Origin of the sequence: Aeromicrobium sp. Leaf245 (assembly GCF_942548115.1) — a bacterium.
Lineage (GTDB): Bacteria > Actinomycetota > Actinomycetes > Propionibacteriales > Nocardioidaceae > Aeromicrobium.
Window position 1 is genome coordinate 2252020 of sequence record NZ_OW824151.1, and the last position, 26999, is coordinate 2279018.

At 71.5% G+C, this 26999-nt stretch carries 25 protein-coding genes; 11 read left to right on the forward strand and 14 right to left on the reverse strand.

What is annotated here, in order from left to right:
- The first annotated feature begins 19 nt into the window (after nt 1–19).
- From NBW76_RS11150 to NBW76_RS11165, 4 genes are read left to right on the forward strand one after another with little or no spacing between them, the layout of a single operon-like run.
- A complete protein-coding gene (locus NBW76_RS11150) occupies nt 20–940 on the forward strand; it encodes an ABC transporter ATP-binding protein (RefSeq protein WP_200931154.1) in 921 nt (306 codons plus the stop codon).
- Nucleotides 937–1710, forward strand: a complete 774-nt coding sequence (locus NBW76_RS11155) for an ABC transporter permease (RefSeq protein ID WP_056554553.1) — start codon at nt 937–939, stop codon at nt 1708–1710. Before NBW76_RS11150 ends, NBW76_RS11155 begins: the two co-directional genes overlap by 4 nt.
- Complete coding sequence (locus tag NBW76_RS11160) at nt 1701–2663, forward strand: heme A synthase (RefSeq protein WP_235492959.1); 963 nt, start codon at nt 1701–1703, stop codon at nt 2661–2663. Before NBW76_RS11155 ends, NBW76_RS11160 begins: the two co-directional genes overlap by 10 nt.
- A gap of 59 nt (nt 2664–2722) precedes the next feature.
- On the forward strand, nt 2723–3424 hold the full coding sequence (locus NBW76_RS11165; protein WP_156364788.1) for a hypothetical protein: 702 nt from the start codon (nt 2723–2725) through the stop codon (nt 3422–3424).
- 25 nt (nt 3425–3449) lie between these two features.
- Here NBW76_RS11165 and NBW76_RS11170 read toward each other — a convergent pair whose 3' ends face one another.
- From NBW76_RS11170 to NBW76_RS11180, 3 genes are read right to left on the reverse strand one after another with little or no spacing between them, the layout of a single operon-like run.
- On the reverse strand, nt 3450–3914 hold the full coding sequence (locus tag NBW76_RS11170; protein WP_056554548.1) for a GNAT family N-acetyltransferase: 465 nt from the start codon (nt 3912–3914) through the stop codon (nt 3450–3452).
- Entirely contained in the window at nt 3911–4267 is a 357-nt protein-coding gene (locus NBW76_RS11175) for a hypothetical protein (protein ID WP_056554545.1), read from the reverse strand. The genes NBW76_RS11170 and NBW76_RS11175 overlap by 4 nt, the downstream gene beginning before the upstream one ends.
- Nucleotides 4264–5178: a heme o synthase gene (locus NBW76_RS11180; RefSeq protein ID WP_055968594.1), complete on the reverse strand. Its 915-nt coding sequence runs from the start codon at nt 5176–5178 to the stop codon at nt 4264–4266. The genes NBW76_RS11175 and NBW76_RS11180 overlap by 4 nt, the downstream gene beginning before the upstream one ends.
- 211 nt (nt 5179–5389) lie before the next feature.
- On the opposite strand from NBW76_RS11180, the gene tkt reads away from it, so the two are divergent.
- From tkt to pgl, 6 genes are read left to right on the forward strand one after another with little or no spacing between them, the layout of a single operon-like run.
- Nucleotides 5390–7582, forward strand: coding sequence for a transketolase (tkt, locus tag NBW76_RS11185; protein ID WP_055968025.1), 2193 nt, complete (start codon nt 5390–5392; stop codon nt 7580–7582).
- 38 nt (nt 7583–7620) lie between these two features.
- Nucleotides 7621–8709 (forward strand): transaldolase, encoded by a 1089-nt coding sequence (tal, locus tag NBW76_RS11190; RefSeq protein WP_056554542.1) that lies wholly within the window; start codon nt 7621–7623, stop codon nt 8707–8709.
- 3 nt (nt 8710–8712) lie between these two features.
- Nucleotides 8713–10317 (forward strand): glucose-6-phosphate isomerase, encoded by a 1605-nt coding sequence (locus NBW76_RS11195; protein ID WP_156364787.1) that lies wholly within the window; start codon nt 8713–8715, stop codon nt 10315–10317.
- Complete coding sequence (zwf, locus tag NBW76_RS11200) at nt 10314–11846, forward strand: glucose-6-phosphate dehydrogenase (RefSeq protein ID WP_055968015.1); 1533 nt, start codon at nt 10314–10316, stop codon at nt 11844–11846. Before NBW76_RS11195 ends, zwf begins: the two co-directional genes overlap by 4 nt.
- Nucleotides 11846–12745, forward strand: coding sequence for a glucose-6-phosphate dehydrogenase assembly protein OpcA (locus tag NBW76_RS11205; protein ID WP_056554539.1), 900 nt, complete (start codon nt 11846–11848; stop codon nt 12743–12745). Before zwf ends, NBW76_RS11205 begins: the two co-directional genes overlap by 1 nt.
- Nucleotides 12745–13467, forward strand: a complete 723-nt coding sequence (gene pgl / locus NBW76_RS11210; protein ID WP_056554536.1) for a 6-phosphogluconolactonase — start codon at nt 12745–12747, stop codon at nt 13465–13467. The genes NBW76_RS11205 and pgl overlap by 1 nt, the downstream gene beginning before the upstream one ends.
- 74 nt (nt 13468–13541) lie before the next feature.
- On the opposite strand, the gene NBW76_RS11215 is transcribed toward pgl, so the two are convergent.
- The 10 genes from NBW76_RS11215 to uvrC all read right to left on the reverse strand — a co-directional run bounded on the left by NBW76_RS11215 (nt 13542) and on the right by uvrC (nt 22809).
- Nucleotides 13542–13895 carry an RNA polymerase-binding protein RbpA gene (locus NBW76_RS11215; RefSeq protein WP_056578594.1) on the reverse strand — a complete coding sequence of 118 codons (354 nt, stop codon included), beginning with the start codon at nt 13893–13895 and terminating at the stop codon, nt 13542–13544.
- 1 nt (nt 13896) lies between these two features.
- Complete coding sequence (secG, locus tag NBW76_RS11220; protein ID WP_055968002.1) at nt 13897–14133, reverse strand: preprotein translocase subunit SecG; 237 nt, start codon at nt 14131–14133, stop codon at nt 13897–13899.
- A gap of 15 nt (nt 14134–14148) precedes the next feature.
- On the reverse strand, nt 14149–14943 hold the full coding sequence (tpiA, locus tag NBW76_RS11225) for a triose-phosphate isomerase (protein ID WP_055967999.1): 795 nt from the start codon (nt 14941–14943) through the stop codon (nt 14149–14151).
- On the reverse strand, nt 14943–16136 hold the full coding sequence (gene pgk, locus NBW76_RS11230) for a phosphoglycerate kinase (RefSeq protein WP_156364807.1): 1194 nt from the start codon (nt 16134–16136) through the stop codon (nt 14943–14945). The genes tpiA and pgk overlap by 1 nt, the downstream gene beginning before the upstream one ends.
- A gap of 25 nt (nt 16137–16161) precedes the next feature.
- Complete coding sequence (gap, locus tag NBW76_RS11235; protein ID WP_056554530.1) at nt 16162–17166, reverse strand: type I glyceraldehyde-3-phosphate dehydrogenase; 1005 nt, start codon at nt 17164–17166, stop codon at nt 16162–16164.
- Between the two features lie 63 nt (nt 17167–17229).
- A complete protein-coding gene (locus tag NBW76_RS11240; protein ID WP_056554923.1) occupies nt 17230–18021 on the reverse strand; it encodes a putative protein N(5)-glutamine methyltransferase in 792 nt (263 codons plus the stop codon).
- Complete coding sequence (gene whiA, locus NBW76_RS11245) at nt 18011–18994, reverse strand: DNA-binding protein WhiA (RefSeq protein ID WP_055967991.1); 984 nt, start codon at nt 18992–18994, stop codon at nt 18011–18013. Before whiA ends, NBW76_RS11240 begins: the two co-directional genes overlap by 11 nt.
- Before the next feature lie 37 nt (nt 18995–19031).
- Nucleotides 19032–19967, reverse strand: a complete 936-nt coding sequence (gene yvcK / locus NBW76_RS11250; protein ID WP_056554920.1) for a uridine diphosphate-N-acetylglucosamine-binding protein YvcK — start codon at nt 19965–19967, stop codon at nt 19032–19034.
- A gap of 44 nt (nt 19968–20011) precedes the next feature.
- On the reverse strand, nt 20012–20872 hold the full coding sequence (gene rapZ / locus NBW76_RS11255) for an RNase adapter RapZ (RefSeq protein ID WP_055967989.1): 861 nt from the start codon (nt 20870–20872) through the stop codon (nt 20012–20014).
- Nucleotides 20869–22809, reverse strand: a complete 1941-nt coding sequence (gene uvrC / locus NBW76_RS11260) for an excinuclease ABC subunit UvrC (RefSeq protein WP_055967986.1) — start codon at nt 22807–22809, stop codon at nt 20869–20871. The genes rapZ and uvrC overlap by 4 nt, the downstream gene beginning before the upstream one ends.
- A gap of 705 nt (nt 22810–23514) precedes the next feature.
- Here uvrC and NBW76_RS11265 point away from each other — a divergent pair.
- Nucleotides 23515–24024 (forward strand): hypothetical protein, encoded by a 510-nt coding sequence (locus tag NBW76_RS11265; protein ID WP_156366957.1) that lies wholly within the window; start codon nt 23515–23517, stop codon nt 24022–24024.
- A gap of 100 nt (nt 24025–24124) precedes the next feature.
- Here NBW76_RS11265 and uvrA read toward each other — a convergent pair whose 3' ends face one another.
- Nucleotides 24125–26992, reverse strand: coding sequence for an excinuclease ABC subunit UvrA (gene uvrA / locus NBW76_RS11270; protein ID WP_056554524.1), 2868 nt, complete (start codon nt 26990–26992; stop codon nt 24125–24127).
- Nucleotides 26993–26999 lie beyond the last annotated feature (7 nt).

Genomic DNA, 26999 nt, shown 5'->3' on the forward strand with positions numbered 1-26999 from the left:
CGATCACTAGACTGTCCTGGTGAACCAGCCCGCCGTCGCCGTCACCGACCTGGTGGTCCGCTACGGCGACGTCACCGCGGTCGACGGCCTCTCGCTCGAGGTCGAGGCCGGGACGGTCACGTCGATCCTCGGTCCCAACGGCGCCGGCAAGACCAGCACCGTCGAGACCTGCGAGGGCTTCCGACGACCCACCTCGGGGCGCGTCAGCGTGCTCGGCCTGGACCCGGTGCGCGACGCGGTGCGCCTGCGCCCGCGCGTCGGCGTCATGCTCCAGGCCGGTGGCGCCTGGTCGGGCGTGCGGGCCGACGAGATGCTGCGTCACATGGCGTCGCTGCACGCCCACCCCCTCGACGTCGACGCCCTCAGCGAGCGGCTCGGCCTGGGCTCGTGCGGTCGCACCGCCTACCGCCGGTTGTCGGGTGGGCAGCAGCAGCGGCTCGGGCTGGCCATGGCCGTGGTCGGACGCCCTGAGCTGGTGTTCCTCGACGAGCCCACCGCCGGCCTGGACCCGCAGGCCCGGCGCGCGACGTGGGACCTGATCGACGAGCTGCGTTCCGGCGGTGTCACGACGGTGCTCACCACCCACTTCATGGACGAGGCCGAGGCCTTGAGCGACGTCGTCCACATCGTCGACGCCGGCCGGGTCATCGCGAGCGGCACCCCCGCCGACCTGTCACGGTCCGGGGCGGAGAACACGGTGCGGTTCACCGCACGGCCGGCGCTCGACGTCGACGCCCTCATGTCGGCCCTACCGCCGGAGAGCAAGGTGCACGAGCAGGCTCCGGGCCAGTACGTCGTCGTCGGCGCCGTCGACCCGGCGCTGCTCGCCACGCTCACCGCCTGGTTCGCCGGGCAGGGCGTCCTCGCGGAGTCCGTGCTCGTCGAGCGCCAGACGCTCGAGGACCGGTTCCTCGACCTGACGGGACGGGCCCTGCGATGAGCCTCGACCTCTCCCCGCGTCCCGGCGCGGCCTCGACCTCGGCCATGGTGGCCGCGCAGACCCGGATGGAGCTGCGCCTGCTGGCCCGCAACGGCGAGCAGCTGCTGATCACGCTGGTCATCCCGCTGCTCCTGCTCGTCGCCGGCACCCGGTCGGGGCGCGTGGTCGACCTCGGCGCAGGACGCCCCATCGACATCGTCACCCCCGGCGTCCTCGGCCTCGCGGTGCTCTCGACGTCGTTCACCTCCGTCGCGATCGCCACCGGCTTCGAGCGCCGCTACGGCGTGCTCAAGCGGCTCGGCGCCTCCCCGCTGCCCCGGTGGGGACTGCTCGCCGGCAAGTCGGCGGCCGTCGTGGTCGTCGAGCTCGTCCAGCTGCTCGTGCTCGCGTGCGTCGCCCTGCTGCTCGGGTGGGACCCGGCCGGTGGCGTCGCCCCGTGGGCGTGGCTCGTCGTGCTGGCGGTGCTGGGCACGGCCGCCTTCGGCTCGCTCGGTCTCCTCATCGCGGGAACGCTGCGCGCCGAGGCCACGCTCGCCGTGGCCAACCTGGTGTACGTGCTCCTCCTCGTCGGTGGGGGCCTGCTGGTCCCCCTGTCCCGCTACCCCGACGGCGCGCAGGGCCTGCTCGCCCTGCTTCCGTCGGGCGCGCTCGGCGAGGGCATGCGCTCGGCCTTCGAGGGCGGCACGGTCGACCTGCTCCCCCTCGCGGTGCTCGCGGCGTGGGCCGCCGTGGGCACCGCCCTCACCGCTAGGACCTTCCGATGGGAATGACCTCCACGCCGTCCGGCTACCCGACCCTGGGTCTGCGCCATCCCGACCGTGCCGTCGTGCAGCGGTGGGCCTGGGCGAGCCTCGTCGCGAACACGGTCATCATCCTGACGGGGGGCCTCGTCCGGCTCACCGCGTCGGGGCTCGGCTGCCCGACCTGGCCGCGGTGCACCGAGGAGTCCTTCGTGCCGCACAGCGAGCTGGGCCTGCACGGTCTCATCGAGTTCGGCAACCGGCTGCTGACGTACGTGCTCATCGCGATCGCGATCGGGACCCTCGTGGCCGTCTGGCGCTGGAGCGAGGGTCGCCGCCTCCGCCGGCACGCGGTCGTGCTGGCCGCCGGCGTCCCGTTCCAGGGCGTCATCGGTGGCATCACGGTGCTCACCGACCTCAACCCGTGGATCGTCGCGCTGCACCTCGTGCTCTCGCTGTTCCTCGTCGCGGGGTCCACCTGGCTGCTCCTGCGCGTGCGCGCCGAGGCCGCCTCCACCTCCTCGGTCCTGGTCCGGCGGCTGGTGCTGGCGGTCTACGCGACGCTCTGGGTGGTGGTCTACCTCGGCACCGTCGTCACCGGCAGCGGCCCGCACGCCGGTGACCTCGACGTGCCGCGCAACGGCCTCGACCCCCAGCTGTGGAGCCACGTGCACGCCTGGGCGGTCTACCTGCTCGTCGGGCTGACGCTGGCGACGATCGTCCTCGTGCGTCGAGACCGCGACACGACGTCCCGGACGCCGGCGCTGCAGGCCGCCGTCTGGCTGCTCGTCGCCGAGCTCGGGCAGGGTGTGATCGGGTTCGTGCAGTACTTCACCGACCTGCCGGTCGCCTTGGTGGCGGTGCACCTCGTCGGTGCGGCGGTGCTGGTGGCCGTGGCCACCAGGCTCGTCGTGACCGTCCACCCGTCCCCCTCCTCGCCGCGGCCGCTCGAGCACGACGCGGTCGTCGGCCGCTCGGCCTGAGGGACGCAGGTCCCGACGGGACCGTTGACGGTGCGGTGCGTCGACCCTAGGTTGACCGCGTGTCCCCCACCCCTGCTCCGACCGACGACGCCATGGCCCCGGACGCCGCGGCCCTGCGTGGCCTCCTGCTCGTCCACGCAGCCCTGCTCGTCGGGGGCGGCGTGGCCCTGTCGCTCCCCGTCCCCGCGCAGGGGTGGGGCATCCTGGTCGTCGTCGTGGCGTACGCGGTGGCTCTCCCGCTGGTCTGCCGGGCGGTCGGCCGGGGCGACTGGGCGGCGCTGGCGATCTTCCTGGTGCCGGTCTCCGTCTTCCAGGTCCTGCCCGACTGGGTGCTCGCGGACCTCGTGGGGACGCTGGCGTTCCCTGATCGCGGTGGCCCGCGGGTCGACGACGTCATCCCGCTCGCGATGGCGGCGATGTGGATCGCCCCGTTGTTCCTCGCCGTGGTCCTGGCAGGCCTGAGGCCCGGCAGGTCGGCACTGGCGGCGCTCGCGGTGTTCGCCGGCGCCGAGCTCCTCGCTCCGGTGGTCGGCCTGTGGGAACCGACGGGTGCGACCACGCGCGTCCTCGGCGTCGCGCTCTACGTCCTGCCCGCCGAGGCGGCGCTCGGCTGGGCCACGGCCACGGCCTTCCTGCTCACCCGCGGACGCCCTCTCGTGCACCGGGTCGCGGGCGCCCTGGCGGTCTCGACCTTCTACCTCGGGGCGCTCGTGCTCGCCCACTTCCTGATCGACGTCGCGGGCTGGCGGCTGACGGCCTGACCGCGGTCCCGTCGAGCTCCGCAGCTCAGGCGCGACCGGGCGACGGCGCGTAGGTCATCGCCAGGCAGCCCTCGGCGTCGGCGTCGACCGTCACCAGGCGGAAGCCACAGCGCTCGTAGAACCGCACGCCGGGGCCGTTGTCGGCCATCACCCGCAGGTGCACCGGCACGTCCGGCGGCGCGAGCGCCAGGACGGCTTCCACCAGCGACCACCCGACCCCCGTGCCCCGCACCGCGGGGTCCACCCACATGCCGATCAGCTGCCCGGACCGGTCGAGCCCTGCGGTGCCGACGTCCACTCCGGACCGCGTGGCCACGAGCGTCACGACGTCGGCGAGGCGCGCCCGCCAGTGCAGCTCGACGTCGAGCTCGTCGAGCCATCGGTGTGCGGAGGCCGCGAACGCGGAGGGGTCGCCGCGCAGCGAGGCCTGCCGCACGGTCCGAAACCGTGCCCAGTCGTCGGGACCGAGCCGCTCGACGGTCGTGGTCACCGGAGTCGCAGCCGGTCGGTCGGGAGCGCGACCTCCCTGCGGCCACGCTCGTCGGCCGGCGCACCGACCACGAGCGCCGAGCCGGCATCGGCCACCACGGCCCGGGCCGCGTCGACCTCCACGAGCACCACCCGTCGCTGCGTGCCGTCGTCGTCGAGCAGCAACCAGGTCTCGGCGAGGTAGGACAGCCCGACGTCCTCGAGGACCGTCTCCGCGTCGTCGCGCTCGAGCGGTCCCGACAGGTCGGTCCCGAGCAGGGTGCAGGGCACCACCAGGTCGCCGTCGGGACGCAGGTAGCCGACGTGCTCGCCGTCGTCCGGGCGTTGGTACGGCTCCCAGGCCGCCGGGATCATCGCAGGAACGGGTCGGCCGCGGCGGCGACGAACAGCAGGGCGAGGTACGCGTTGGAGAAGTGGAAGAGCCGCATGGGCTTGATCACCGAGAGCTCCTCGGACTCCTTGGCACGCGAGCGGAGGTCGTAGGCCTCGACGAGGAAGACGATGCCGAGCACGATCGCCGCACCCGGGTAGAACCAGCCCATGCCGGCGACCGGCCACAGGGCCAGCGAGGTCGCGACCATCACCCACGAGTAGGCGACGATCTGGCGGGAGACCACGGCGGCGCTGGCGACCGACGGCAGCATCGGCACGCCTGCGGCGGCGTAGTCGTCGCGGTAGCGCAGCCCGAGCGACCAGAAGTGCGGCGGCGTCCAGAAGAAGACCACCAGGAACAGCACGACCGGGGGCCACGCGAGCTCGTTCGTGACGGCGGTCCAGCCGATCAGGGCCGGGAAGCACCCGGCCGCCCCGCCCCACACGATGTTCTGCGGCGTGCGGCGCTTGAGGATCATGGTGTAGCCCACGACGTAGAACACGTTCGCGGCCAGTGCCAGCCAGGCCGACAGCCAGTTCACCAGCAGGCCGAGGCCCAGCGTGGAGACCACGGCGAGCGCGAGACCGAACCACAGCGCCCCGGCGGTCGACACGCCGTGCCGCGGGAGCGGACGTCGCGCGGTGCGGCGCATCTTCTGGTCGATGTCGGCGTCGAAGACGTTGTTGAGCGCGTTGGCGCTCCCGGCCGAGAGCGTGCCACCCACCACGGTGGCCACGATCAGCCAGAAGGAGGGGACGTCGCGTGCGGCGAGGAACATCACCGGGACGGTCGTGAGCAGCAGCAGCTCGATGATCCGCGGCTTCATGAGCGCGACGTACGCGTTGACCACGTCGACCGGACCGGATCGGGTCACCTGGGCCGACGTCACCATCCGTGGGCCCTGGCCGAGAGCGGGTCCGGCGTCGGCCGGACCGTCGTCGGAGGGAGCTCCAGAGGGAGGGGTGGCCGAGGACATGTCGCGTCGTCTCAACCTCGGGGCACTCACGTAGCAGAGTCTAGTCGCACGCGAGTAGGGTCGAACCGAGGGCTCCACAGGGCCCCGACAGCCTGATCCGAACCCGATCGCAGGAGCGCCAGACACCGTGACCAGCACCTCCACCACCCTGGACTGGACCGAGCTCGACGCCAAGGCGGTGGACACCGCCCGACTCCTCGCGGCGGACGCCGTCGAGAAGGTCGGCAACGGCCACCCCGGCACCGCCATGAGCCTGGCCCCGGCGGCCTACCTGCTGTACCAGAAGCTGATGCGCCACGACCCCACGGACCCGCAGTGGGTCGGTCGCGACCGGTTTGTGCTCTCGTGCGGCCACTCGAGCCTGACGCAGTACATCCAGCTCTACCTCGCCGGCTACTCGATGACGCTCGACGACCTCAAGAGCCTGCGCACGTGGGGAAGCCAGACACCGGGCCACCCGGAGTACCGCCACACCCCGGGCATCGAGGTCACGACCGGCCCGCTGGGCCAGGGCATCGCCAACGCCGTGGGCATGGCCATGGCCGCCCGCCGCGAGCGTGGGCTGCTCGACCCCGACACCGCCGCCGGCGAGAGCCCCTTCGACCACCAGGTCTACGTGATCGCGTCCGACGGCGACGTGCAGGAGGGTGTCTCCGCCGAGGCCTCCTCCCTCGCCGGGCACCAGAAGCTCGGCAACCTGACCGTGCTCTACGACGCGAACAAGATCTCGATCGAGGACGACACGGACGTGGCGTTCACCGAGGACGTCGCCGCGCGCTACGCCGCCTACGGCTGGCACGTGCAGACGGTCGACTGGACCAACGGCGGCACGGGCTACGAGGAGGACCTGCAGGCGCTCTGGGACGCGTACCAGGCCGCCGAGGCGGTCACCGACAAGCCGTCCTTCATCCAGCTGCACACGATCATCGCGTGGCCGGCCCCGTCGGCGCAGAACACCGGCGCCTCGCACGGGTCCGCCCTCGGCGCCGACGAGATCAAGGCCACGAAGGAGCTGCTGGGCTTCGATCCCGAGCAGTCCTTCGCGGTCGCCGACGACGTCATCGCCCACACGCACGCCGTGCGCGACCGCGGCGCCACGGCGCGCGAGGAGTGGCAGAAGTCGTTCGACGCCTGGGCCACGTCCAACCCCGACGGCGCCGCCCTGCTGCAGCGCCTCACCGACCGGGTCCTGCCCGACGGCTGGGAGTCGGCCCTGCCGACGTTCGAGGCCAGCGAGAAGGGCGTGGCCACCCGCGCGGCGTCCGGCGACGTGCTCACGGCCATCGCGCCCGAGCTCCCCGAGCTGTGGGGCGGGTCCGCCGACCTCGCCGGCTCGAACAACACCACGCCCAAGGGCGAGCCGTCGTTCCTGCCCCCTGAGTGGTCCACCGAGAAGTTCCAGGGCGGCTGGTACGGCCGCGTGCTGCACTTCGGCATCCGTGAGCACGCGATGGGCGCCATCATGAACGGGATGGTCCAGCACGGGCTCACCCGCCCGTACGGCGGCACGTTCCTCGTGTTCAGCGACTACATGCGTCCCGCGGTCCGCCTGGCGGCGCTGCAGGAGCTCCCGGTCACCTACGTCTGGACGCACGACTCCATCGGCCTCGGCGAGGACGGTCCCACCCACCAGCCCATCGAGCACCTGGCCGCCCTGCGCGCCATCCCCGGCCTCGACGTCGTGCGACCCGCCGACGCCAACGAGGTCGCGGTCGCGTGGCGCACGCTCATGGGCATCACCAACCGACCGGTCGCCCTCGCGCTCAGCCGCCAGAACGTGCCGACCTTCCCCCGCGGCACCGAGGGGTACGCAGCCGCCGACGGCGCCGCCCGTGGCGCCTACGTGCTGCTCGACACCGACGGTGAGCCCGACGTCGTCCTCGTCGGCACCGGCTCGGAGGTCCAGCTCGCCGTTCGGGCCCGCGACCTCCTGGCCGCCGAGGGCATCCAGGCCCGCGTGGTCTCGATGCCGTCGCGCGAGTGGTTCGAGCAGCAGGACTCGGGGTACCGCGACAGCGTGCTCCCCCCGCACCTGCGTGCCCGTGTCGCCGTCGAGGCCGGCGTGTCCTTCGGCTGGCGCGACGTCCTCGGCGACGCCGGCCGGTTCGTCGGCATCGAGCACTTCGGTGCCTCGGCCGACGCCGGGACCCTGTACGAGAAGTTCGGCATCACCGCCGAGGCCGTCGTGGCCTCGGCCAAGGAGTCCATCGAGGCGTCGCAGCACACCGGCGGCGTCCCGTTCTTCGCCCGCCCCTCCGGACCGGTGGGACCGGGCGACAACCAGGACGCGGCCGGTGGCGGGAGCCACCGCCAGTCCTGAGCACGTCACGAGACCTCAACCCCGATCGGGAGACGACCATGAACGAGCGACTGCAGAACCTCAGCGACGCCGGAGTGTCCATCTGGCTGGACGACCTGTCCCGTGAGCGGATCGAGAGCGGCAACCTCGCCGAGCTGATCCGTGACCAGAACGTCGTCGGCGTCACCACCAACCCGACGATCTTCGCGTCGGCGTTGTCCAAGGGCGAGAAGTACGCCGAGCAGGTCAAGGAGCTGAAAGCCGCCGGTGCCGACGTCGACGAGGCGGTCTTCGAGATCACCACCACCGACGTGCAGCAGGCGTGCGACATCTTCACGGGCGTCTACGACGCGACGGGCGGCGTCGACGGACGGGTCTCGATCGAGGTCGAGCCGGGTCTGGCCCGCGACAGCGACGCGACGGCCGCCATGGCGCGCAAGCTCTGGGACCGGGTCGACCGGCCCAACACGCTGATCAAGATCCCCGCGACGGTCGAGGGCCTGCCCGCGATCGCCAAGACGATCGGCCAGGGCATCAGCGTCAACGTCACGCTGATCTTCTCCCTCGAGCGGTACCGCGGGGTCATGGACGCCTACCTCGAGGGTCTCGAGACGGCGGCGGCCGAGGGCCGCGACCTGTCGGCCATCCACTCCGTCGCGTCGTTCTTCATCAGCCGCGTCGACTCCGAGGTCGACAAGCAGCTCGGCGAGGGACACGAGCTGCGCGGGAAGGCCGCCCTGGCCAACGCCCGTCTGGCGTACGAGGCGTACGAGGAGGTCTTCGGCAGCGAGCGCTTCGCCGCGCTCGAGGCCAAGGGCGCCAACCCGCAGCGGCCGCTGTGGGCCTCCACCGGCGTCAAGGACCCCGCCCTGCCCGACACGCTCTACGTGAGCGAGCTGGTCGTCGACGGCACGGTGAACACCATGCCGGAGAAGACGCTCCAGGCGTTCGGCGACCACGGCGAGGTCTCCGGCGACACGGTGCACGGGACCTACGACGACTCGCGGGCGGTCATCGCCGCGCTCGAGGAGGCCGGCGTCTCCTACGACCAGGTGGTCAAGGTCCTCGAGGACGAGGGCCTGGAGAAGTTCGACGCGTCCTGGGCCGAGCTGCTCGAGACCGTCACCGCCGAGCTCGAGAAGGCCTGAGCCGTGTCCCGACCCGACGTCACCCTGACCGTCGCTGACGAGGGGGACCTCGAGGCTGCGGTCGGCGACCTGGTCACCGAGCGCTTCGCGTCCCGTCTGCTCGCCGGTGATGCCACCCTGTGGGGCTCGGACGCCGAGTCCGAGGCCTCGAAGCGACTCTCGTGGACGTCGCTGGCCCAGACGTCGCGGCCCCTCGTCGGGCAGATCGAGGCCCTGCGCTCCGAGCTGCACGCGCGCGGGCTCGACCACGTCGTGCTCTGCGGCATGGGTGGGTCGTCGCTGGCCCCCGAGGTCATCTGCGCCGCCGCAGGCGTGGAGCTGACCGTGCTCGACTCCTCCCAGCCCGACATGGTGCGGTCCGCGCTCGCGGACCGTCTGGAGCGCACGGTCGTCGTCGTCTCCAGCAAGTCCGGCGGGACCGTTGAGACCGACAGCCAGCGTCGTGCCTACGAGCAGGCCTTCAGCGACGCGGGTCTCTCCCCCGCCGACCACCTCGTGGTGGTCACCGACCCGGGCTCGCCGCTCGACGAGCAGGCCACCGCCGCGGGGTACCGCGTCTTCCACGCCGACCCCGAGGTCGGCGGCCGCTACTCGGCGCTCACTGCGTTCGGGCTGGTGCCCAGCGGCCTCGCCGGCGCCGACGTCGGCGCCCTGCTCGACGAGGCCGAGTCGGCCGGACCGGAGCTGTTCGCCGACGACGCCGCCAACCCCGCGCTGCGCCTCGGTGCGGCACTGGGCGTCGCCAACCGGGCCGCGGTCGACAAGCTCGTCCTGCTCGACCACGACGCCGGCACCTCCGGGGCGTGGGGCGTGGGCGACTGGATCGAGCAGCTGGTGGCCGAGTCGACGGGCAAGCAGGGTCGCGGGATCCTGCCCGTCGTCGTGCCCAGCACGCACGCCGTCAACGTCGACCCCAGCACGCCCGACTCGTTCCTGGTCGTCACGGGCTCCGCCCAGCCCCCCACGAGCACCTCGGGCTGGTCCGCCGGCGTGACCGGCGGCCTCGGCGGCCAGATGCTGCTCTGGGAGGTCGCGGTCAGCGTGGCCGGTGCCCTCATCGGCATCAACCCCTTCGACCAGCCCGACGTCGAGAGCGCCAAGCAGGCCGCGCGCGACAAGCTCAGCGGCGGCTCGGACGACGAGGTCGCGGCCGACGTCACGGACGGACCGGTCAGCGCCTTCGGCACGAGTGCCGACTCCCTGACCGACGCGGTCCAGGGACTCCTCGACCAGCTGGACCCCGAGCACGGCTACGTCGCCGTGCACGCCTACCTCGACCGCTGGGAGCTCAGCGCGTACGCAGGTCTGCGCGAGCTGCTGGCCCGCCGCACGGGACGCCCCGTCACGTTCGGCTGGGGGCCGCGGTTCCTGCACTCCACCGGGCAGTACCACAAGGGTGGCCCGGCCACCGGGGTCTACCTGCAGCTCACGAGCGACGCCGCGCAGGACCTCGCCGTGCCCGGTCGCGACTTCACCTTCGGTGAGTTCATCGCGTCCCAGGCCGCCGGCGACGCGCAGGTGCTCCAGGACCACGGCAGACCTGTGCTCCGGCTCCACCTGGCCGACCCCGAGGCTGCCGCCGCCACCGTGCGCGACCTGCTCGCATGACCGACACGAGCACCGGTTCCAACCCGCTGCGGGACCCGCGCGACCGTCGGCTCCCGAGGATCGCCGGGCCCTGCAGCGTCGTCATGTTCGGCGTCACGGGCGACCTCGCCCGCAAGAAGCTGATCCCGGCGATCTACGACCTCGCGAACCGCGGTCTCCTGCCGCCGGGGTTCGCGCTCGTCGGCTTCGCCCGCCACGACTTCGGCACCCAGCAGTTCGCCGACATGCTCAAGGACTCGGCGAAGGCGGGCGCCCGCACACCCTGGCGCGACACGGTCTGGGCGCAGCTGGAGGCGGGCATCCGCTTCGTGCCCGGTGAGTTCGACGACGACGCCGCCTGGCTCCAGCTGGCCGCCACCATGGCCGAGCTCGACGAGCAGCAGGGCACCGGCGGGAACCACGCCTTCTACCTCTCGATCCCCCCGGGCCTCTTCCCGGTGGTCGTCGGCAAGATCAAGCAGCACGGTCTGGCCGACCAGTCGGGTGGGTGGCGTCGGGTCGTCATCGAGAAGCCGTTCGGCCACGACCTCGAGTCGGCGCGGACGCTCAACTCGCTCGTCTCCGAGGTGTTCCCCCGCGAGAGCGTGTTCCGCATCGACCACTACCTCGGCAAGGAGACGGTGCAGAACATCCTGGCGCTGCGCTTCGCGAACGGGATGTTCGAGCCGCTGTGGAACAGCCACTACGTCGACCACGTGCAGATCACGATGGCCGAGGACATCGGCATCGGCACGCGCGCGGGCTACTACGACGGCATCGGCGCCGCGCGTGACGTGATCCAGAACCACCTGCTCCAGCTCATGGCCCTCATCGCGATGGAGGAGCCCGTCTCCTTCAACGCCGAGAGCCTGCGGATCGAGAAGCAGAAGATCCTGGCCAACGCCCGCCCGGCCACGCCGATGGCCGACCACACGGCCCAGGCCCAGTACACCGCCGGCTGGGCCGGCGGCGAGCACGTCGTCGGCTACCTCGAGGAGCAGGGCATCCCGCAGGAGTCCCGCACGGAGACCTACGCGGCCGTGCGCGTCGACGTGGCCACCCGCCGCTGGGCCGGGGTCCCGTTCTACCTGCGCACGGGCAAGCGGCTCGGTCGTCGGGTCACCGAGGTGGCCGTGGTGTTCAAGGCGGCACCGCACCAGCCGTTCAGCAAGAACGACATCGAGGAGCTCGGCAAGAACGCCCTCGTCATGCGCATCCAGCCCGACGAGGGCGTCACGCTGCGCTTCGGTGCGAAGGTGCCCGGCACCACGATGGAGATCCGTGACGTGCTCATGGACTTCGCCTACGGCGGCGCGTTCGTCGAGAGCAGCCCGGAGGCCTACGAGCGCCTCATCCTCGACGTGCTGCTCGGTGATCCGCCGCTGTTCCCGCAGCAGGAGGAGGTCGAGCTGTCCTGGAAGATCCTCGACCCCGTCATCGAGCACTGGACGCGGCAGCGCTCCATCGACACCTACACGTCGGGGACGTGGGGACCACCGACCGCCGACGCCATGATGGAACGTGACGGCCGCGTCTGGAGGCGACCCTGATGCAGATCAACCTCGACGACACGACCTCACCGGAGATCGCGCGTGCCATGGTGCGCGCGCGAGTCGACTCCGGCAGCCCGGCCATGGACATGGTGCTCACGGCCCTGGTCGTGACCGACGACGAGACCGTGGGCGACGCGCTGCGCACGGCCGCGGTGCTCTCGCGCGAGCACCCGTCACGCGTCATCGGCATCGTCCTGGGCGACGGGCGCGGACACCCGCGGGTCGACGCCACCGTCCGGGTGGGCGAGAACGCCGCCGGCGAGTCGATCCTGCTGCGCCTGTCGGGGCCGCTCACCCGGCACGCCGAGTCCGTGGTGCTGCCGCTGCTGCTCCCCGACTCCCCCGTCGTGGTGTGGTGGCCGGGCAAGCCGCCGGCCTGCCCGTCGCAGGACCCGATCGGTCAGCTGGCCCAGCGCCGACTGACCGATGCCGAGGCGACCGACTCCCCGGTGCGCACGCTCAAGAGCACCGCCCGGAACTACGCCCCGGGCGACACCGACCTGAGCTGGACGCGACTCACGCCCTGGCGCGCCCTGCTGGCCGCCGCCCTCGACCAGGCCACCGGCAGCGTGGAGCGTGGTGTCGTCGAGGCCGGGTCCGGCAATCCTGCCGCCACGCTGCTCACCGCCTGGCTGCAGAGCAGGCTCGGCGTCCCGATCACGCAGCGACGCAGCGACACCGAGCAGATCGCGCGGGTCGTGCTCGAGACGGCCACGGGCGACGTGACCATCGAGCGGATCGACGCAGAGTCCTGCCTGTTCTCCATCCCGGGATCGGCACCCCGTCACGTGCCTCTCGGTGCCCGCTCGCTCGCCGAGCTCCTCGCCGAGGACCTGCGGCGGCTCGACGCCGACGACGTGTACCACGAGACGATCACCCACCTGCTGGAGTCCTGATGAGCCCCACGGCACCCGAGCCCGTCACCCACGTCCACCCCGACGCCGCGACCCTCGCCGAGGCGGTGGCGACCCGGCTGGCCGAGCGGGTGGCCGCGGCCCAGGCGGAGGGACGGGTCCCGCACGTGGTGCTCACCGGGGGCACCATCGCCATCGAGATCTACGAGCGGCTCGACGTCGACGCCGCACGCTGGGCCGACGTCGTCTACTGGTTCGGTGACGAGCGGTTCGTCCCGCAGGGGCACGAGGACCGCAACGACCGGCAGGCGCGCGACAGCTTCCTCGACCGGTGCGGCGTCCCGGCCGAGAACGTGCGGTCGATGCCGGCGCACGGCTGCTCCACGTCCATGGCCGAGGCGGCCGACGCCTACGGCGCCACGCTGCCCGACGAGCCGTTCGACGTCGTGCTCCTCGGTCTCGGACCGGACGGGCACGTGGCCTCGCTGTTCCCGGGGTTCACGCAGCTGCACGAGCGGGAGCGCCGGTGCGTCGAGGTGTTCGGGTCACCGAAGCCGCCCCCGGAGCGCATCAGCCTCACCTTCGGCGCCCTCAACCACACCCGGGCCACGTGGTTCCTCGTCTCCGGCGAGGGCAAGGCCGATGCCGTGGCCCGCGCCCGGGCCGGCGAGGGATCGATCGACGAGACTCCCGCACGCGGGGCCCACGGACAGGACGAGACGCTCTGGTTCCTCGACGAGGCTGCGGCGAGCGCTCTGCGATAGCTCGAGCCCGGAACGCGACGACGCCCCCGTCCGGTGGGACGAGGGCGTCGAGGCCGGACCGTGCCGGAGGCAGGTCAGAAGATGACGTCGCCGGACTTGCGGCGTGCGCGCAGGGAGTCGAGGGCCTCGGTGAGGATCACCTGGGCCTCGTCCTCGCTGCGACGTTCCTTCACGTAGGCCAGGTGCGTCTTGTAGGGCTCCGTCTTGGGCGCCGTCGGACGGTTGTCGGAGTCGGCGCTCGCCGGCATGCCGCACCGCGGGCAGTCCCAGGACTCCGGCGGCTCGGCCTCGAGGGCGAAGTGCAGCAGCGTCTGGTGGTCGTTGATGCAGAAGTACGTGACGGCCTTGCGAGGCGCGGCCTCACCACGCTCCGCCTCCCCCATGGGCCCCGAACCGATGCGGCTGCCGCGGATGGCTCCTGCCGCCATGTCAGTTGCTCACCTTCAGCAGCAGCCCGAGGGCGATGATCGAGATCGCCCAGATGACGGCGATGCCGACGGTGATGCGGTCGAGGTTGCGCTCGGCGACCGAGGAGCCTCCGAGCGAGCTCGAGATGCCGCCGCCGAACATGTCGGACAAGCCGCCGCCGCGCCCCTTGTGCATGAGGATCAGCACGATCATGAGCAGGCTCGCGATCGTCAGCACGGACGAGAACAGGATGATCACAGTGTGGGTCTTCCGTCAGGAGGGCAGGGCCGGCATGTCGTAGAACCGGGCGACGGCGGCGAACTCCTCCGCCTGGAGGCTTGCACCGCCGACCAGGGCGCCGTCCACGTCGGACTTCGCCATGATCGCGGCGATGTTGGCCGCCTTGACCGATCCGCCGTACAGGATACGCACTGCGTCAGCAGCCTCCGACGAGCAGGTCTCCGCCACGCGGGCACGGATGGCCGCGCACACCTCCTGGGCGTCCTCGGGCGTGGCGACCTCGCCGGTGCCGATGGCCCACACGGGCTCGTACGCGACGACCAGCCCGGCGACCTGCTCCGGGGTGAGGCCCGCCAGCGAGCCGTCGACCTGCGCGAGCGTGTGGGCGACGTGCTCACCGGCCTGCCGGACCTCGAGTCCCTCGCCGACGCAGACGATCGGGGTGATGTCGGCGGCGAGCGCGCGCTTGGCCTTGGCGTTCACGACGGCGTCGGTCTCGTGGTGGTACTCGCGACGCTCGGAGTGTCCGACGACCACGTAGGAGCAGCCGAGCTTCGCCAGCATGGCCGCCGTGATCTCACCGGTGTACGCACCGCCGTCGTGCTCGGAGACGTCCTGCGCCCCGTAGCGCAGGGACAGTCGGTCCCCGTCGACGAGTGTCTGGACGCTGCGGATGTCGGTGAACGGCGGGATCACCACGACCTCGGAGCGCGTGCCGTCGTGCTTCTTGTCCTGCAGGGTCCACGCCAGCTTCTGCACCAGGACGACGGCCTCCTGGTGGTTGAGGTTGGACTTCCAGTTGCCCGCCATGAGCGGTGTGCGTGCCATCAGCTGTCGCCTTCCAGGATCTGCAGGCCGGGGAGCGTCTTGCCCTCCAGGTACTCCAGGCTCGCTCCACCCCCGGTGGAGATGTGACCGAACTGGTCGTCGGAGAAGCCGAGGCGGCGCACGGCGGCGGCGGAGTCGCCACCGCCGACGACCGACAGGCCGTCCACCTCGGTGAGGGCCTGCGCGACGGCCTTCGTGCCGGCGGCGAACGCGTCGAACTCGAACACTCCCATCGGGCCGTTCCAGAACACCGTGTGCGCACCCCGCACGACCTCGGCGAAGCGGGCCGCGCTGTCGGGACCGATGTCGAGACCCATCTGGTCGGAGGGGATGGTGTCGGCCGCGACGACGGTGGCCGGCGCGTCGGCGGAGAACTCCGGCGCCACGACCACGTCGGTCGGCAGCACGAGCTCGACACCCTTCGCCTCGGCGCGCTCCACGTACTCACGGGCGACGTCGAGCTGGTCGGCCTCGAGCAGCGAGGAGCCGACGTCGTGGCCGGCGGCCTTGAGGAACGTGAAGACCATGCCACCGCCGATGAGCAGGCTGTCGGCCTTGTCGATGAGGTTGTCGATCACGCCCAGCTTGTCGGACACCTTGGAGCCGCCGAGCACGACCACGTAGGGCCGCTCGGGGGTCTCGGTCAGCCGCTGCAGGACCTCGACCTCGGCCTGCACCAGCCCGCCGACCACGGCGGGGAGCCGCGTGGCGACGTCGTAGACGCTGGCCTGCTCGCGGTGCACGACACCGAAGCCGTCGGAGACGAACACGTCGGCCAGCGCCGCGAGCTGGTCCGCGAAGGCGCCACGAACCGCGTCGTCCTTGCTCGTCTCGCCCTCGTTGAACCGGACGTTCTCGAGCACGGCGACCTGACCGTCCTGCAGCGCCGCGGAGATCCGCTGCGCCTCGACGTCGACGGTGTCGTTGGCGAACAGCACCGGGCTGCCGAGCAGCTCGGCCAGCCGCTCGGCCACCGGGGCCAGGGAGTACGCCGGGTCCGGCGCACCCTTGGGACGACCCAGGTGGGCCATCACGAGCACGCGCGCGCCGGCCTCGGCCAGACGGCGGATGGTGGGCACGCTGGCGCGCACCCGGCCGTCGTCGGTGATGGTGCTGCCGTCGAGCGGGACGTTCAGGTCGCTGCGCACCAGCACCCGCGTGCCGGAGAGGTCCCCGCCGCGCTCGTCGAGCAGGCCGTCGATCGTCTGGGCCGCCACGTCAGAGAGAGGCGCCGACGTGCTTGACGAGGTCGACGAGACGGTTGGAGTAGCCCCACTCGTTGTCGTACCAGCCGACGACCTTGACCTGGTCGCCGATGACCTTCGTCAGGCCCGAGTCGAAGATGCACGACGAGGGGTCGGTGACGATGTCGGTGGAGACGATCGGGTCCTCGGTGTACGTCAGGAAGCCCTTGAGGGGCCCCTCGGCGGCGTCCTTGAGGATCTGGTTGACCTCCTCGACCGACGTCTCGCGCGAGGCGGTGAACGTGAGGTCGGTGGCCGAGCCGGTCGGCACGGGGACGCGCAGCGCGTAGCCGTCGAGCTTGCCCTTGAGCTCGGGGAGCACGAGGCTCACGGCCTTGGCGGCACCCGTCGACGTGGGGACGATGTTCAGCGCGGCGGCGCGCGCGCGGCGCAGGTCGCTGTGCGGTGCGTCCTGGAGGTTCTGGTCCTGCGTGTACGCGTGGATCGTGGTCATCAGGCCACGCTCGATGCCGAGCGCGTCGTTGAGGGCCTTGGCCATCGGCGCGAGGCAGTTGGTGGTGCAGGAGGCGTTGGAGATGACCGTGTGCGCGTCGGCGTCGTAGGTCTCGTGGTTGACGCCCATGACGATCGTGGCGTCCTCGTTCTTCGCGGGCGCGGAGATGATGACCTTCTTCGCACCGCCGTCGACGTGGGCCTTGGCCTTGGTGGCGTCGGTGAAGAAGCCGGTGGACTCCACGACGACGTCGACGCCCACGGAGGCCCAGTCCAGCTTCGCGGGGTCGCGCTCGGCGAAGGCGGCGATCTTCTGGTCGCCGACGGTGATCGAGGTGTCGTCGAAGGACACGTCGGCGTCGAGGCGGCCCAGGATCGAGTCGTACTTGAGGAGCGTCGCGAGCGTCCTGTTGTCGGTCAGGTCGTTGACGGCGACGATCTCGATGTCGGCGCCGGCGGCACGGGCCGCCCGGAAGAAGTTGCGGCCGATGCGGCCGAAGCCGTTGATGCCCACGCGAACGGTCACGATGAAACCTGCTCCTACTGGGGTCGAGGTGATGATCGTCTGCAGCCTATCGAGTCGCCGTGGCTACCGGCGAGTCGCCCGCACGGCGGTGGCCCCGATCTCGTCGTCGGTCACGACCTCGACGGTCCACCGGTCCGGGTCGAAGGCCCCGGCGGTGCTCGGGGCCTGGCGCTCGGAGGTCTCGACGAGGACCGTCCCACCGCGCGCCACCCACTCCCCTGCCCGGTCGGCCACGCGGCGGTGCAGGTCGACGCCGTCGGCTCCTCCGTCGAGCGCGGCGCGCGGCTCGTGGTCGCGCGCCTCACGCGGCAGGTGCGCCACCTCGGCGCTCGGCACGTAGGGAGCGTTCACGAGCAGGAGGTCCACCTTCCCGCGCAGGCCGACCGGCAGGGCGTCGAACAGGTCGCCGCGATGCACCTCGCCGATGCCGCGCAGGTTCTCGGCCGCACACCCGCACGCCACCTCGTCCAGGTCGGCCGCGTGGAGCTCGACGTCGGGTCGGGCGCGCGCCAGGGCCAGTCCCAGGGCTCCGGACCCGCAGCAGAGGTCGACCACCACGGCGCCGTCGCGGCCCAGCGCGCCCAGCCCCTGCGCGACGAGCAGCGACGACCGCCGACGTGGCACGAACACGCCCGGCCGGAGGCTCACGCGCACCCCGGCGAGCTCGGCCCAGCCCAGCAGCACCTCGAGCGGGGCGCCCTCAGCGCGTCGATTCACCATCTCGTCGCGCAGGACCTCGTCGTCGGTGGCCTGCAGGATCAGGTGTGCCTCGTCCTCGGCGAAGACGCAGCCCGCGGCTCGCAGCCGCGCGGCGAGCGCCTCGACCGTGGGTCCGGTCCCGGACTCAGGCCTCAGGGAGGGAGTCCTCGTTGACGCTGGCCTCGGTGTCGGGGATGCCGAGGTCGGACGCACGCTTGTCGGCCATGGCGAGGAGGCGGCGGATCCGACCGGCGATCGCGTCCTTCGTGAGCGGCGGCACGTGCAGCTGGCCGAGCTCCTCGAGGCTGGCCTGACGGTGCTCCACGCGCAGGTCGCCGGCCATCTTGAGGTGGTCGGGCACGTCCTCGGCCAGGATCTCGAGCGCGCGCTGGGCGCGTGCGCCGGCGGCGACCGCGGCACGTGCGGAGCGGCGCAGGTTGGCGTCGTCGAAGTTGGCGAGCCGGTTGGCCGTGGCGCGCACCTCGCGCCGCATGCGGCGCTCCTCCCACGCGAGCAGCGTCTCGTGGGCACCGAGGCGGGTGAGCAGGGCGCCGATCGCCTCACCGTCGCGGATGACGACCCGGTCGCCGCCACGCACCTCACGCGCCTTGGCGCTGATGCCGAGACGTCGGGCTGCACCCACCAGGGCGAGGGCGGCCTCGGGTCCGGGGCAGCTCACCTCGAGGGCGGACGACCGACCAGGCTCGGTGAGGGACCCGTGGGCGAGGAACGTGCCGCGCCAGGCCGCCACGGAGTCGCACGACGCACCGGAGACGACCTGCGGCGGCAGACCCCGGACGGGGCGCCCGCTGGCGTCGACCAGACCGGTCTGACGCGCCAGCGCCTCGCCGTCCTTGGCCACCCGCACCACGTAGTGGGTGCCCTTGCGCAGGTTGGTCCCCTGGACGACCAGCACCTCGCTGTCGTGTCCGTAGACCTCCTGGATGTCACGACGCAGCCGACGTGCCACCGCCCCGGTGTCGAGCTCGGCCTCGACGACGATCCGTCCTGCGACGATGTGAAGGCCGCCGGCGAACCGCAGCATCGAGGCCACCTCGGCCTTGCGGCAGCACGCCTTCGAGATCGTCGTGCTCGCGAGCTCCGACTTCACCTGGGCCGTCATCGCCATCCGGGCGTCCTCCAACGTCGTCGCGGGCAGTCAGCCCTCACTGTATGCCCGGGTGCAAGAACCCTTCGAAGGCCTCCGCCAGCCGGCCCGGGTCGTGCTGGTCGGCGCCGGGTCGGGCGGCCACCTCCGCGGCCACCACGCGGGCCCCGAGGGCGCGCGCCGCACGCTCCAGCACACCGTCGTCGTCGACCAGCGAGTGGTCGGCGAGCACCACGTCGATGCGCAGGTCGGGCGCGTGGGCGGCGAGGACGTCGAGGTGGTCGGTGGGCGACAGCCCCTCGGTCTCGCCCTCCTGCTCCTGCAGGTTGAGCACCAGCGCACGGCGTGCCGAGGTGCGTTCGAGGGCGTCGCGGAGCTGCGGGACGAGCAGGTTCGGCATCACGCTGGTGAACCAGGAGCCAGGGCCCACCACGACCCAGTCGGCGTGCTCGACGGCGCGCACCGCCTCCGGGCACGCCGGCGGGTCCTGCGGATCGAGCCGCACTGCCAGGACCTGCCCGTCGACCGAGGCGACCTGCGTCTGGCCCCGCACGACCGTGACGTGGTCCGGGGAGGCGTGCAGGCGCACGTCGGCCTCGATGTCGAGGGGGACGGCCGCCATGGGCAGCACCCGACCCCGTGCCCCGAGCAGGTCTCCGACCAGGTCGAGGCCGGCCACGTGGTCGTCGAGGATGTCCCAGATGGCGGCGATCAGCAGGTTGCCGACGGCGTGCTCGTTCAGGGCGCCGCCGCTCTGGAACCGGTGCTGCAGCACCGTGGCCCACTGACGCCCCCACTGGTCGTCGGCGCAGAGGGCCGCCAGGGCCATGCGCAGGTCACCGGGAGGAAGCACGCCGAGCTCCTCGCGGAGCCGACCGGACGAACCGCCGTTGTCGGCCACGGTGACGATGCCGGTCAGCCGGGTGTGCAGCAGCCGGAGGGCCGACAGGCTGGCCGCCAGCCCGTGACCGCCCCCGAGGGCGACGACCCTCACGCCGCCGTTCGGGGCGGTCGGTGACGTGGGTGCGGCCGACCCGCTCACTCGCGCCCCAGGTCGCGGTGCACCACGAGGGTCCGGACCCCGTGGGACCTCAAGCGCTCCGCGAACGCCTCCGACATGGCCACGCTGCGGTGCCGCCCGCCGGTGCAGCCGATCGCGATCGTGAGGAACCGCTTGTCCTCGTGGAGGAAGCCGTCCGTCAGCATGTCCACGAGGTTCTCGTAGGCGGCGAGGAACTCCGGGGCCTTCGGCTGGCTGAGCACGTAGTCGCTCACCGGCGCGTCGAGCCCGCTCAGCGGTCGCAGCTCGTCGACCCAGTAGGGGTTCGGCAGGAAGCGCATGTCGGCGACCATGTCGGCGTCGATGGGGATGCCGTACTTGAAGCCGAACGACATGACGGACGCACGCAGACCCGTGGCCCCCGGCTCCTCGAAGGCGGCCTGCACCCGGCGGGCGAGCTGGTGGACGTTGAGGTTCGAGGTGTCGACGACGATGTCGGCCCGGCCACGGACGGCACGCAGCAGCTCGCGCTCGCGGTCGAAGCCGTCGAGCAGGCGGCCCTCCATGCTGAGCGGGTGCGGCCGGCGCGCAGCCTCCTGGCGTCGGACGAGGACCTCGTCGGCCGCCTCGAGGTAGAGCACCCGGGCGCGGATGCCACGCTCGCGCAGCGACTCGAGCGCGTCGACCAGCCCGGAGTAGAACGCCCCGGAGCGGGAGTCCACGACCACGGCCAGCCGGGCGACGTCGGCGCCCTCCGCGGCGTCGACGGCGCCCTCGATCATCCTGGCCGGGAGGTTGTCGATGACGTAGTAGCCGAGCTTCTCGAGCGCCTTGGCGGCCGTGCCGCGCCCGGCGCCGGTCATGCCGGTCACGAGCACGAACGTGGTCAACGGCGTCATCGGTCCTCCACGATCTCGCCCGTCGCCATGTCGACGGCGGGCCCTGGGGCGTCGGCGGCGAGCGCCGCCACGACGGATTCTGCCGTAGCCCGGCCGAACCCGGGCACCGCGGCCACCTCGTCGACCGTGGCGGCCCGGATCTTCCGGACGGAGCCGAACGCGGCCATCAGCGCCTTGCGCCGCGTGGGGCCGAGGCCCGGCACGTCGTCGAGGGCGCTGCCCGTCATGGCCTTGGCCCGACGCTGTCGGTGGTGGGCGATGGCGAAGCGGTGGGCCTCGTCGCGCACGCGCTGCAGCAGGTACAGCGCCTCGCTCGTGCGCGGGAAGATGACCGGATCGACGTCGTGCGGCACCCAGATCTCCTCGAGCCGCTTGGCGAGTCCGCAGAGTGCCACGTCGGTGATGCCGAGCTCGTCGAGCGCGGCCTGGGCGGCCGCCACCTGCGGCGGACCGCCGTCGACGACCACCAGGCCCGGTGCGTACGCGAACTTGCGCGGCAGACCGGTCTCGGGATCGATGCCCGGGATCTCGTCACCCTCCTTGCGGGCCTTGAGCAGCCGCTGGAAGCGTCGGGTGATGACCTCGTGCATGGCGGCGACGTCGCTCTGGCCCTCGTGGCGGATGGTGAAGCGGCGGTACTCGGCCTTGCGGGGAAGGCCGTCCTCGAACACGACCATCGAGGCGACGATCTCGGTGCCCTGGAGGTTGGAGATGTCGTAGCACTCGATGCGCAGCGGAGCCGTGGGCAGCTCGAGGTACTCCTGGATCTCCTCGAGCGCCTTGCTCCGGGCCGTGAGGTCGCCGGCACGCTTGAGCTTGTGGCGCGCCATGACCTGCTGGGCGTTCTGCTCCACCGTCTCGAGCAGCCGCTTCTTGTCGCCCCGCTGCGGCACGCGGATGCGGACCGGTCCCCCACGCAGCTCGGTGAGCAGCTCGGTGACCGCCTCGACGTCGGCCGGCAGCCGCGGCACGAGCACCTGGCGCGGGATCGCCTCGGCGGCGGTGTTCTCGTACAGGGTCATGACGGCACGCTGGACGAGCTCGGGGAAGCCCGCCTCGTCGGCCTTGTCGGCCACCCAGCCGCGCTGGCCGCGGATGCGCCCGCCGCGGACCGAGAAGATCTGCACGGCGACCTCGAGCGGGTCGTCGACGAAGCCGAGGACGTCGGCGTCGGTGCCGTCGCCGAGCACGACCGTCTGCTTCTCGAGGGCGCGGCTCAGGGCACCGAGGTCGTCGCGGAACTTCGCGGCGAGCTCGTACTCCTGGTTGGCCGCAGCCTCCTTCATGCGCTGCTCGATGGAGCGGGTGAACCCGGCGGTCTGCCCGCCCATGAACGCCATGAAGTCGTCGACGATGCCGCGGTGCTCCTCGGGCGTGACCCGCCCGACGCACGGTGCCGCGCACTTGCCGATGTCGCCGAGCAGGCACGGCCGACCGATGCCCTGGGCGCGACGGTAGACGCCGGCCGAGCACGAGCGCATGGGGAAGACCCGCAGCAGCGTGTCGACCGTGTCGCGGATGGCCCACGCGTGGCCGTAGGGACCGAAGTAGCGCACGCCCTTGCGCTGTGCACCGCGCATCACCTGGACTCGCGGCACCTCCTCGCCGACCGTGACCGCGAGCCAGGGGTAGCTCTTGTCGTCCCGGTACTTGACGTTGAAGCGTGGGTCGAACTCCTTGATCCACGTGTACTCGAGCTGGAGCGCCTCGACCTCGGTGGTGACCACCGTCCAGTCGACCGACGCGGCCGTGGTGACCATGCGCGCCGTGCGCTCGTGCAGCCCCGCGACGTCCTGGAAGTAGCTGTTGAGCCGCGCCCGCAACGACTTGGCCTTGCCGACGTAGATGACCCGACCCTGCGCGTCGCGGAAGCGGTAGACCCCCGGCTCGACCGGTATCTCCCCCGGCGCCGGCCGGTAGGTCGCTGGATCCGCCACGCCCCCACCCTACGAGCCCCCACCGACACACCCGTCCCGGAGATTCCCAGGTCGACCTGGGAATCTGCCGGACTGCACGGTTTCCCTGCGTCTGCACGGGCTGCAACCCGTGCAGACGTAGGGAAGCCGTGCATCTGTCGGCGTCGTCCACATGCCTCCGGAGGCCGCGTCGCGTCGTCCACAGAATGTGTCGCACCCCTCCCGCCCCTGTCTCGAGCGCATCACCGTGGAGGGATGGACGATCTGGAGCTGGCAATCGCGGCCCGCGGCGGCTTCGTGTTCAGAAGCGACCTGCTGGGCCTGGGGTGGACGGATCGCGCCATCGGTCAGGCTCGTCGGGCGAAGATGCTCGTCCGACTCCGCGTGGGCACCTACACGACCCCGGCCGTCCTGGCCTCGTCGAGTCCCGAGGACAGGCACCTCCTGCTCGCAAGGTCGGTCCTGGCCAAGTTCCCCGAAGGAAGCGTCGCTCTGTCGCACCACAGCGCAGCGATCGCCCACGGACTTGCGACCTGGGCGGTCGATCTGACGACGGTGCACGTCGTTCGTCTCGATCCAGGGTCGGGGCGCGCAGAGTCGGCTGTTCACCACCACCGGAACATCGCCGGGCTCGGTTTCGTCGAGACGCCCTCAGGCCTGTTGGCGGTCGAACCGGCTCACGCGACGTTCCAGGTGGCGTGTGCCGGTGATGTCCGAGGCGCCCTCGTGGTGCTGGACTCGGCGCTGAACCGGGAGCTCGCCGTGCGCGAGGAGCTGGCGGACATCTCAGGCAGGTTCAGAGGTTGGACCGGGTCGCGGCAGGCGCGGTTCGTGCTGCGTCGTGCCGACCCCGGCGCACAGACTGCGGCAGAGTCGTTGCTGCGCCAGACGTGCTTCGAGGCATCCATGCCGGTCCCGGTCACGCAGTTCCCGATCGTCGAGGACGGCGAGGTGTTCGCGTGGACCGACGTGGCCTGGCCCGAGCATCGGCACATCGGAGAAGTGGACGGTCAGAGGAAGTACTGGCGCGACCTGCGACCGGGTGAGGACGCCAGCGACGTCGTGGTGCGTGAGAAGCACCGCGAGGACCGGATCCGCGGACTGAGCTTCGGAGTGTCCAGGGCGACAGCCCACGAGGTGCGACCAGGCCAGTCGCACGACACCGGTCTCCGGTGGTCGTACGAGCTCGCTCGGTCGCGTCAGCTCCATGAGCGGGCACGGCGGCACCTGGTGTGAGCAATGCCCGATTTCCCTGCAGGAGCACGGGAAGCAACCCGTGCTCCTGCGCGGTTCTCGTGCAAACCGGAAGAATCCCAGGTCGACCTGGGAATCTGTGTTACTGCAGGAGGGGGGCGAGGAACTGGCCGGTGTGGCTGGCCTTCACCGTAGCGACGTGCTCGGGGGTGCCCTCGGCGATGAGGGTGCCGCCGCCGGAGCCGCCCTCGGGACCCATGTCGACGAGCCAGTCGGCCGTCTTGATGACGTCGAGGTTGTGCTCAATGACGACGACGGAGTTGCCGGCGTCGACGAGGCGGCCGAGGACCAGGAGCAGCTTGCGGATGTCCTCGAAGTGCAGGCCGGTGGTGGGCTCGTCGAGGACGTACATGGTGCGGCCGGTGGACCGCTTCTGCAGCTCCGAGGCCAGCTTGACGCGCTGGGCCTCGCCGCCCGACAGGGTCGGGGCGCTCTGACCGAGTCGCACGTAGCCCAGTCCGACGTCGACGAGCGTCCGCAGGTGGCGGGCGATCGCAGGGATGGCCTCGAAGAACTCGACGGCCACCTCGATCGGCATGTCGAGGACCTCGGCGATGGTGCTGCCCTTGTAGCGGACCTCGAGCGTCTCGCGGTTGTACCGCGCTCCGTGGCAGACCTCGCACGGCACGTAGACGTCGGGCAGGAAGTTCATCTCGATCTTGATCGTGCCGTCGCCGGAGCACGCCTCGCAGCGACCACCCTTGATGTTGAACGAGAAGCGACCCTGCTGGTAGCCGCGCATCTTGGCCTCGGGCGTCTGCGCGAACAGCTTGCGCACGTGGTCGAACACGCCGGTGTACGTGGCGGGGTTCGATCGCGGTGTGCGACCGATGGGCGACTGGTCGACGTGGATGATCTTGTCGATCTGCTCGGCGCCGCTGATGGAGCGGTGACGGCCCGGGATGGTGCGCGCGCCGTAGATCTGGCGGGCCAGCGAGGTGTAGAGGATGTCGTTGACGAGCGTCGACTTGCCCGAGCCCGAGACGCCCGTGACCGCGACGAGCTGGCCGAGCGGGAACGTGACGTCGATGTCCTTGAGGTTGTGCTCGCGAGCACCGTGGATCGTGATCTCGCGATCCTTCTGACGCGGCCGACGGACCTCGGGGAGCGGGATCTTCTCCCGTCCGGAGAGGTACTTGCCGGTGATCGAGTCCTTGCTCTTGTAGAGGTCCTTGACGGGCCCGGACACGATGACCTGACCGCCGTGCTCGCCCGCGCCCGGTCCGATGTCGACGGCCCAGTCGGCGGCCCGGATGGTGTCCTCGTCGTGCTCGACGACGATGAGCGTGTTGCCCATGTCGCGCAGGCGCACGAGCGTCTCGATGAGCCGGTGGTTGTCGCGCTGGTGCAGGCCGATGGACGGCTCGTCGAGGACGTACAGGACGCCGACCAGGCCCGCACCGATCTGCGTGGCGAGGCGGATGCGCTGGGCCTCGCCGCCGGACAGCGATCCGGCGGCGCGGTCGAGGCTGAGGTAGTCGAGGCCGACGTCGAGCAGGAAGCGAAGGCGCTCGTGGATCTCCTTGAGCACCCGTTCGCCGATCTGGCGCTCGCGGTCGCTCATCTCGAGGCCGGAGAGGTACTCGGCGGCCTCGGCGATGGACAGGTTGCTGACCTCGGCGATGTTCTTGGGCCCGAGCTCGGGGTGGTTGATAAGCACGGCCCGGATGACGGGCTTGAGCCGGCTGCCGCCGCACTCGCCGCACGCCACCTCGCGCATGAAGCCCTCGAGCCGCTCGCGGTTGGTCTCGGACTCGGTCTCGGCGTAGCGACGCTCGATGAACGCGATCGCGCCCTCGAAGGCCGTGTAGTAGGACCGCTGACGTCCGTAGCGGTTCTTGTAGGTGACGTGCACCTTGTCGGGGTGGCCGTGCATCAGCACGTCCTGGACCTTCTGCGGCAGGTCACCGTAGGGGGTGGAGGTGGAGAACCCCATCTCCTCGGCCAGCGCCTGGGTGATCCGCAGGAAGTACTCGGAGACCTGGTTGTAGCTCCACGGTGCGATGGCGCCGTCGGCCACGGACGCCGACGGGTCGGGGACGACGAGCTCGGGGTCGACCTCCATGCGGGTGCCCAGGCCGTGGCACTCGGGGCACGCGCCGAACGGGGCGTTGAACGAGAACGACCGCGGCTCGAGCTCGTCGACCGCGAGAGGGTGGTCGTTGGGGCACGCCAGCTTCTCGGAGAAACGGCGGATGCGGTGCGGATCGTCCTCGGGCAGGTCCACGAAGTCGGCCAGGACCAGCCCGTCGGCGATGCCGAGGGCGGTCTCGACGGACTCGGTGAGCCGCTGCTTCATCGAGTCCTTGACCTGCAGGCGGTCGACGACGACGTCGATCGTGTGCTTCTTCTGCTTGGCCAGCTTGGGCGGCTCGTCGGCGAGGTTGTGCACCTCGCCGTCGACGAGCGCGCGGCTGAAGCCCTGCTGCTGCAGCTGCTTGAACAGCTCGAGGTACTCGCCCTTCCGGCCCCGGATGACAGGGGCCAGCACCTGGAACCGGCTGCCTTCCTCGAGGGCGAGGATGCGGTCGACGATCTGCTGCGGCGTCTGGCGCGAGATGGGCTCGCCGCAGTCGGGGCAGTGCGCGCGCCCGGCGCGGGCGTAGAGCAGGCGCAGGTAGTCGTAGACCTCGGTGATGGTGCCGACCGTGGACCGCGGGTTCTTCGACGTGGACTTCTGGTCGATCGAGACGGCCGGGCTCAGGCCCTCGATGAAGTCGACGTCGGGCTTGTCCATCTGGCCGAGGAACTGGCGCGCGTAGGCCGACAGCGACTCCACGTACCGTCGCTGGCCCTCGGCGAAGATCGTGTCGAAGGCGAGCGACGACTTGCCCGACCCCGACAGGCCGGTGAAGACGATGAGCGAGTCACGTGGAAGGTCGAGCGAGACGTCCTTGAGGTTGTTCTCGCGCGCGCCGCGCACGACGATGCGGTCCGACGTCACGGACATCCCTCCG

Coding starts and splice junctions, on each gene's coding strand:
- NBW76_RS11155 (WP_056554553.1), top strand. CDS start 937: ATGAGCCTCGACCTCTCCCCGCGTCCCGGCGCGGCCTCGACCTCGGCC.
- pgl (WP_056554536.1), top strand. CDS start 12,745: ATGAGCCCCACGGCACCCGAGCCCGTCACCCACGTCCACCCCGACGCC.
- NBW76_RS11175 (WP_056554545.1), bottom strand. CDS start 4,267: ATGATCCCGGCGGCCTGGGAGCCGTACCAACGCCCGGACGACGGCGAG.
- NBW76_RS11215 (WP_056578594.1), bottom strand. CDS start 13,895: ATGGCGGCAGGAGCCATCCGCGGCAGCCGCATCGGTTCGGGGCCCATG.
- whiA (WP_055967991.1), bottom strand. CDS start 18,994: ATGGCGATGACGGCCCAGGTGAAGTCGGAGCTCGCGAGCACGACGATC.
- NBW76_RS11205 (WP_056554539.1), top strand. CDS start 11,846: ATGCAGATCAACCTCGACGACACGACCTCACCGGAGATCGCGCGTGCC.
- NBW76_RS11180 (WP_055968594.1), bottom strand. CDS start 5,178: ATGGTGACGTCGGCCCAGGTGACCCGATCCGGTCCGGTCGACGTGGTC.
- tpiA (WP_055967999.1), bottom strand. CDS start 14,943: ATGGCACGCACACCGCTCATGGCGGGCAACTGGAAGTCCAACCTCAAC.
- rapZ (WP_055967989.1), bottom strand. CDS start 20,872: ATGACGCCGTTGACCACGTTCGTGCTCGTGACCGGCATGACCGGCGCC.
- zwf (WP_055968015.1), top strand. CDS start 10,314: ATGACCGACACGAGCACCGGTTCCAACCCGCTGCGGGACCCGCGCGAC.
- uvrA (WP_056554524.1), bottom strand. CDS start 26,992: ATGTCCGTGACGTCGGACCGCATCGTCGTGCGCGGCGCGCGCGAGAAC.
- NBW76_RS11160 (WP_235492959.1), top strand. CDS start 1,701: ATGGGAATGACCTCCACGCCGTCCGGCTACCCGACCCTGGGTCTGCGC.
- tal (WP_056554542.1), top strand. CDS start 7,621: ATGAACGAGCGACTGCAGAACCTCAGCGACGCCGGAGTGTCCATCTGG.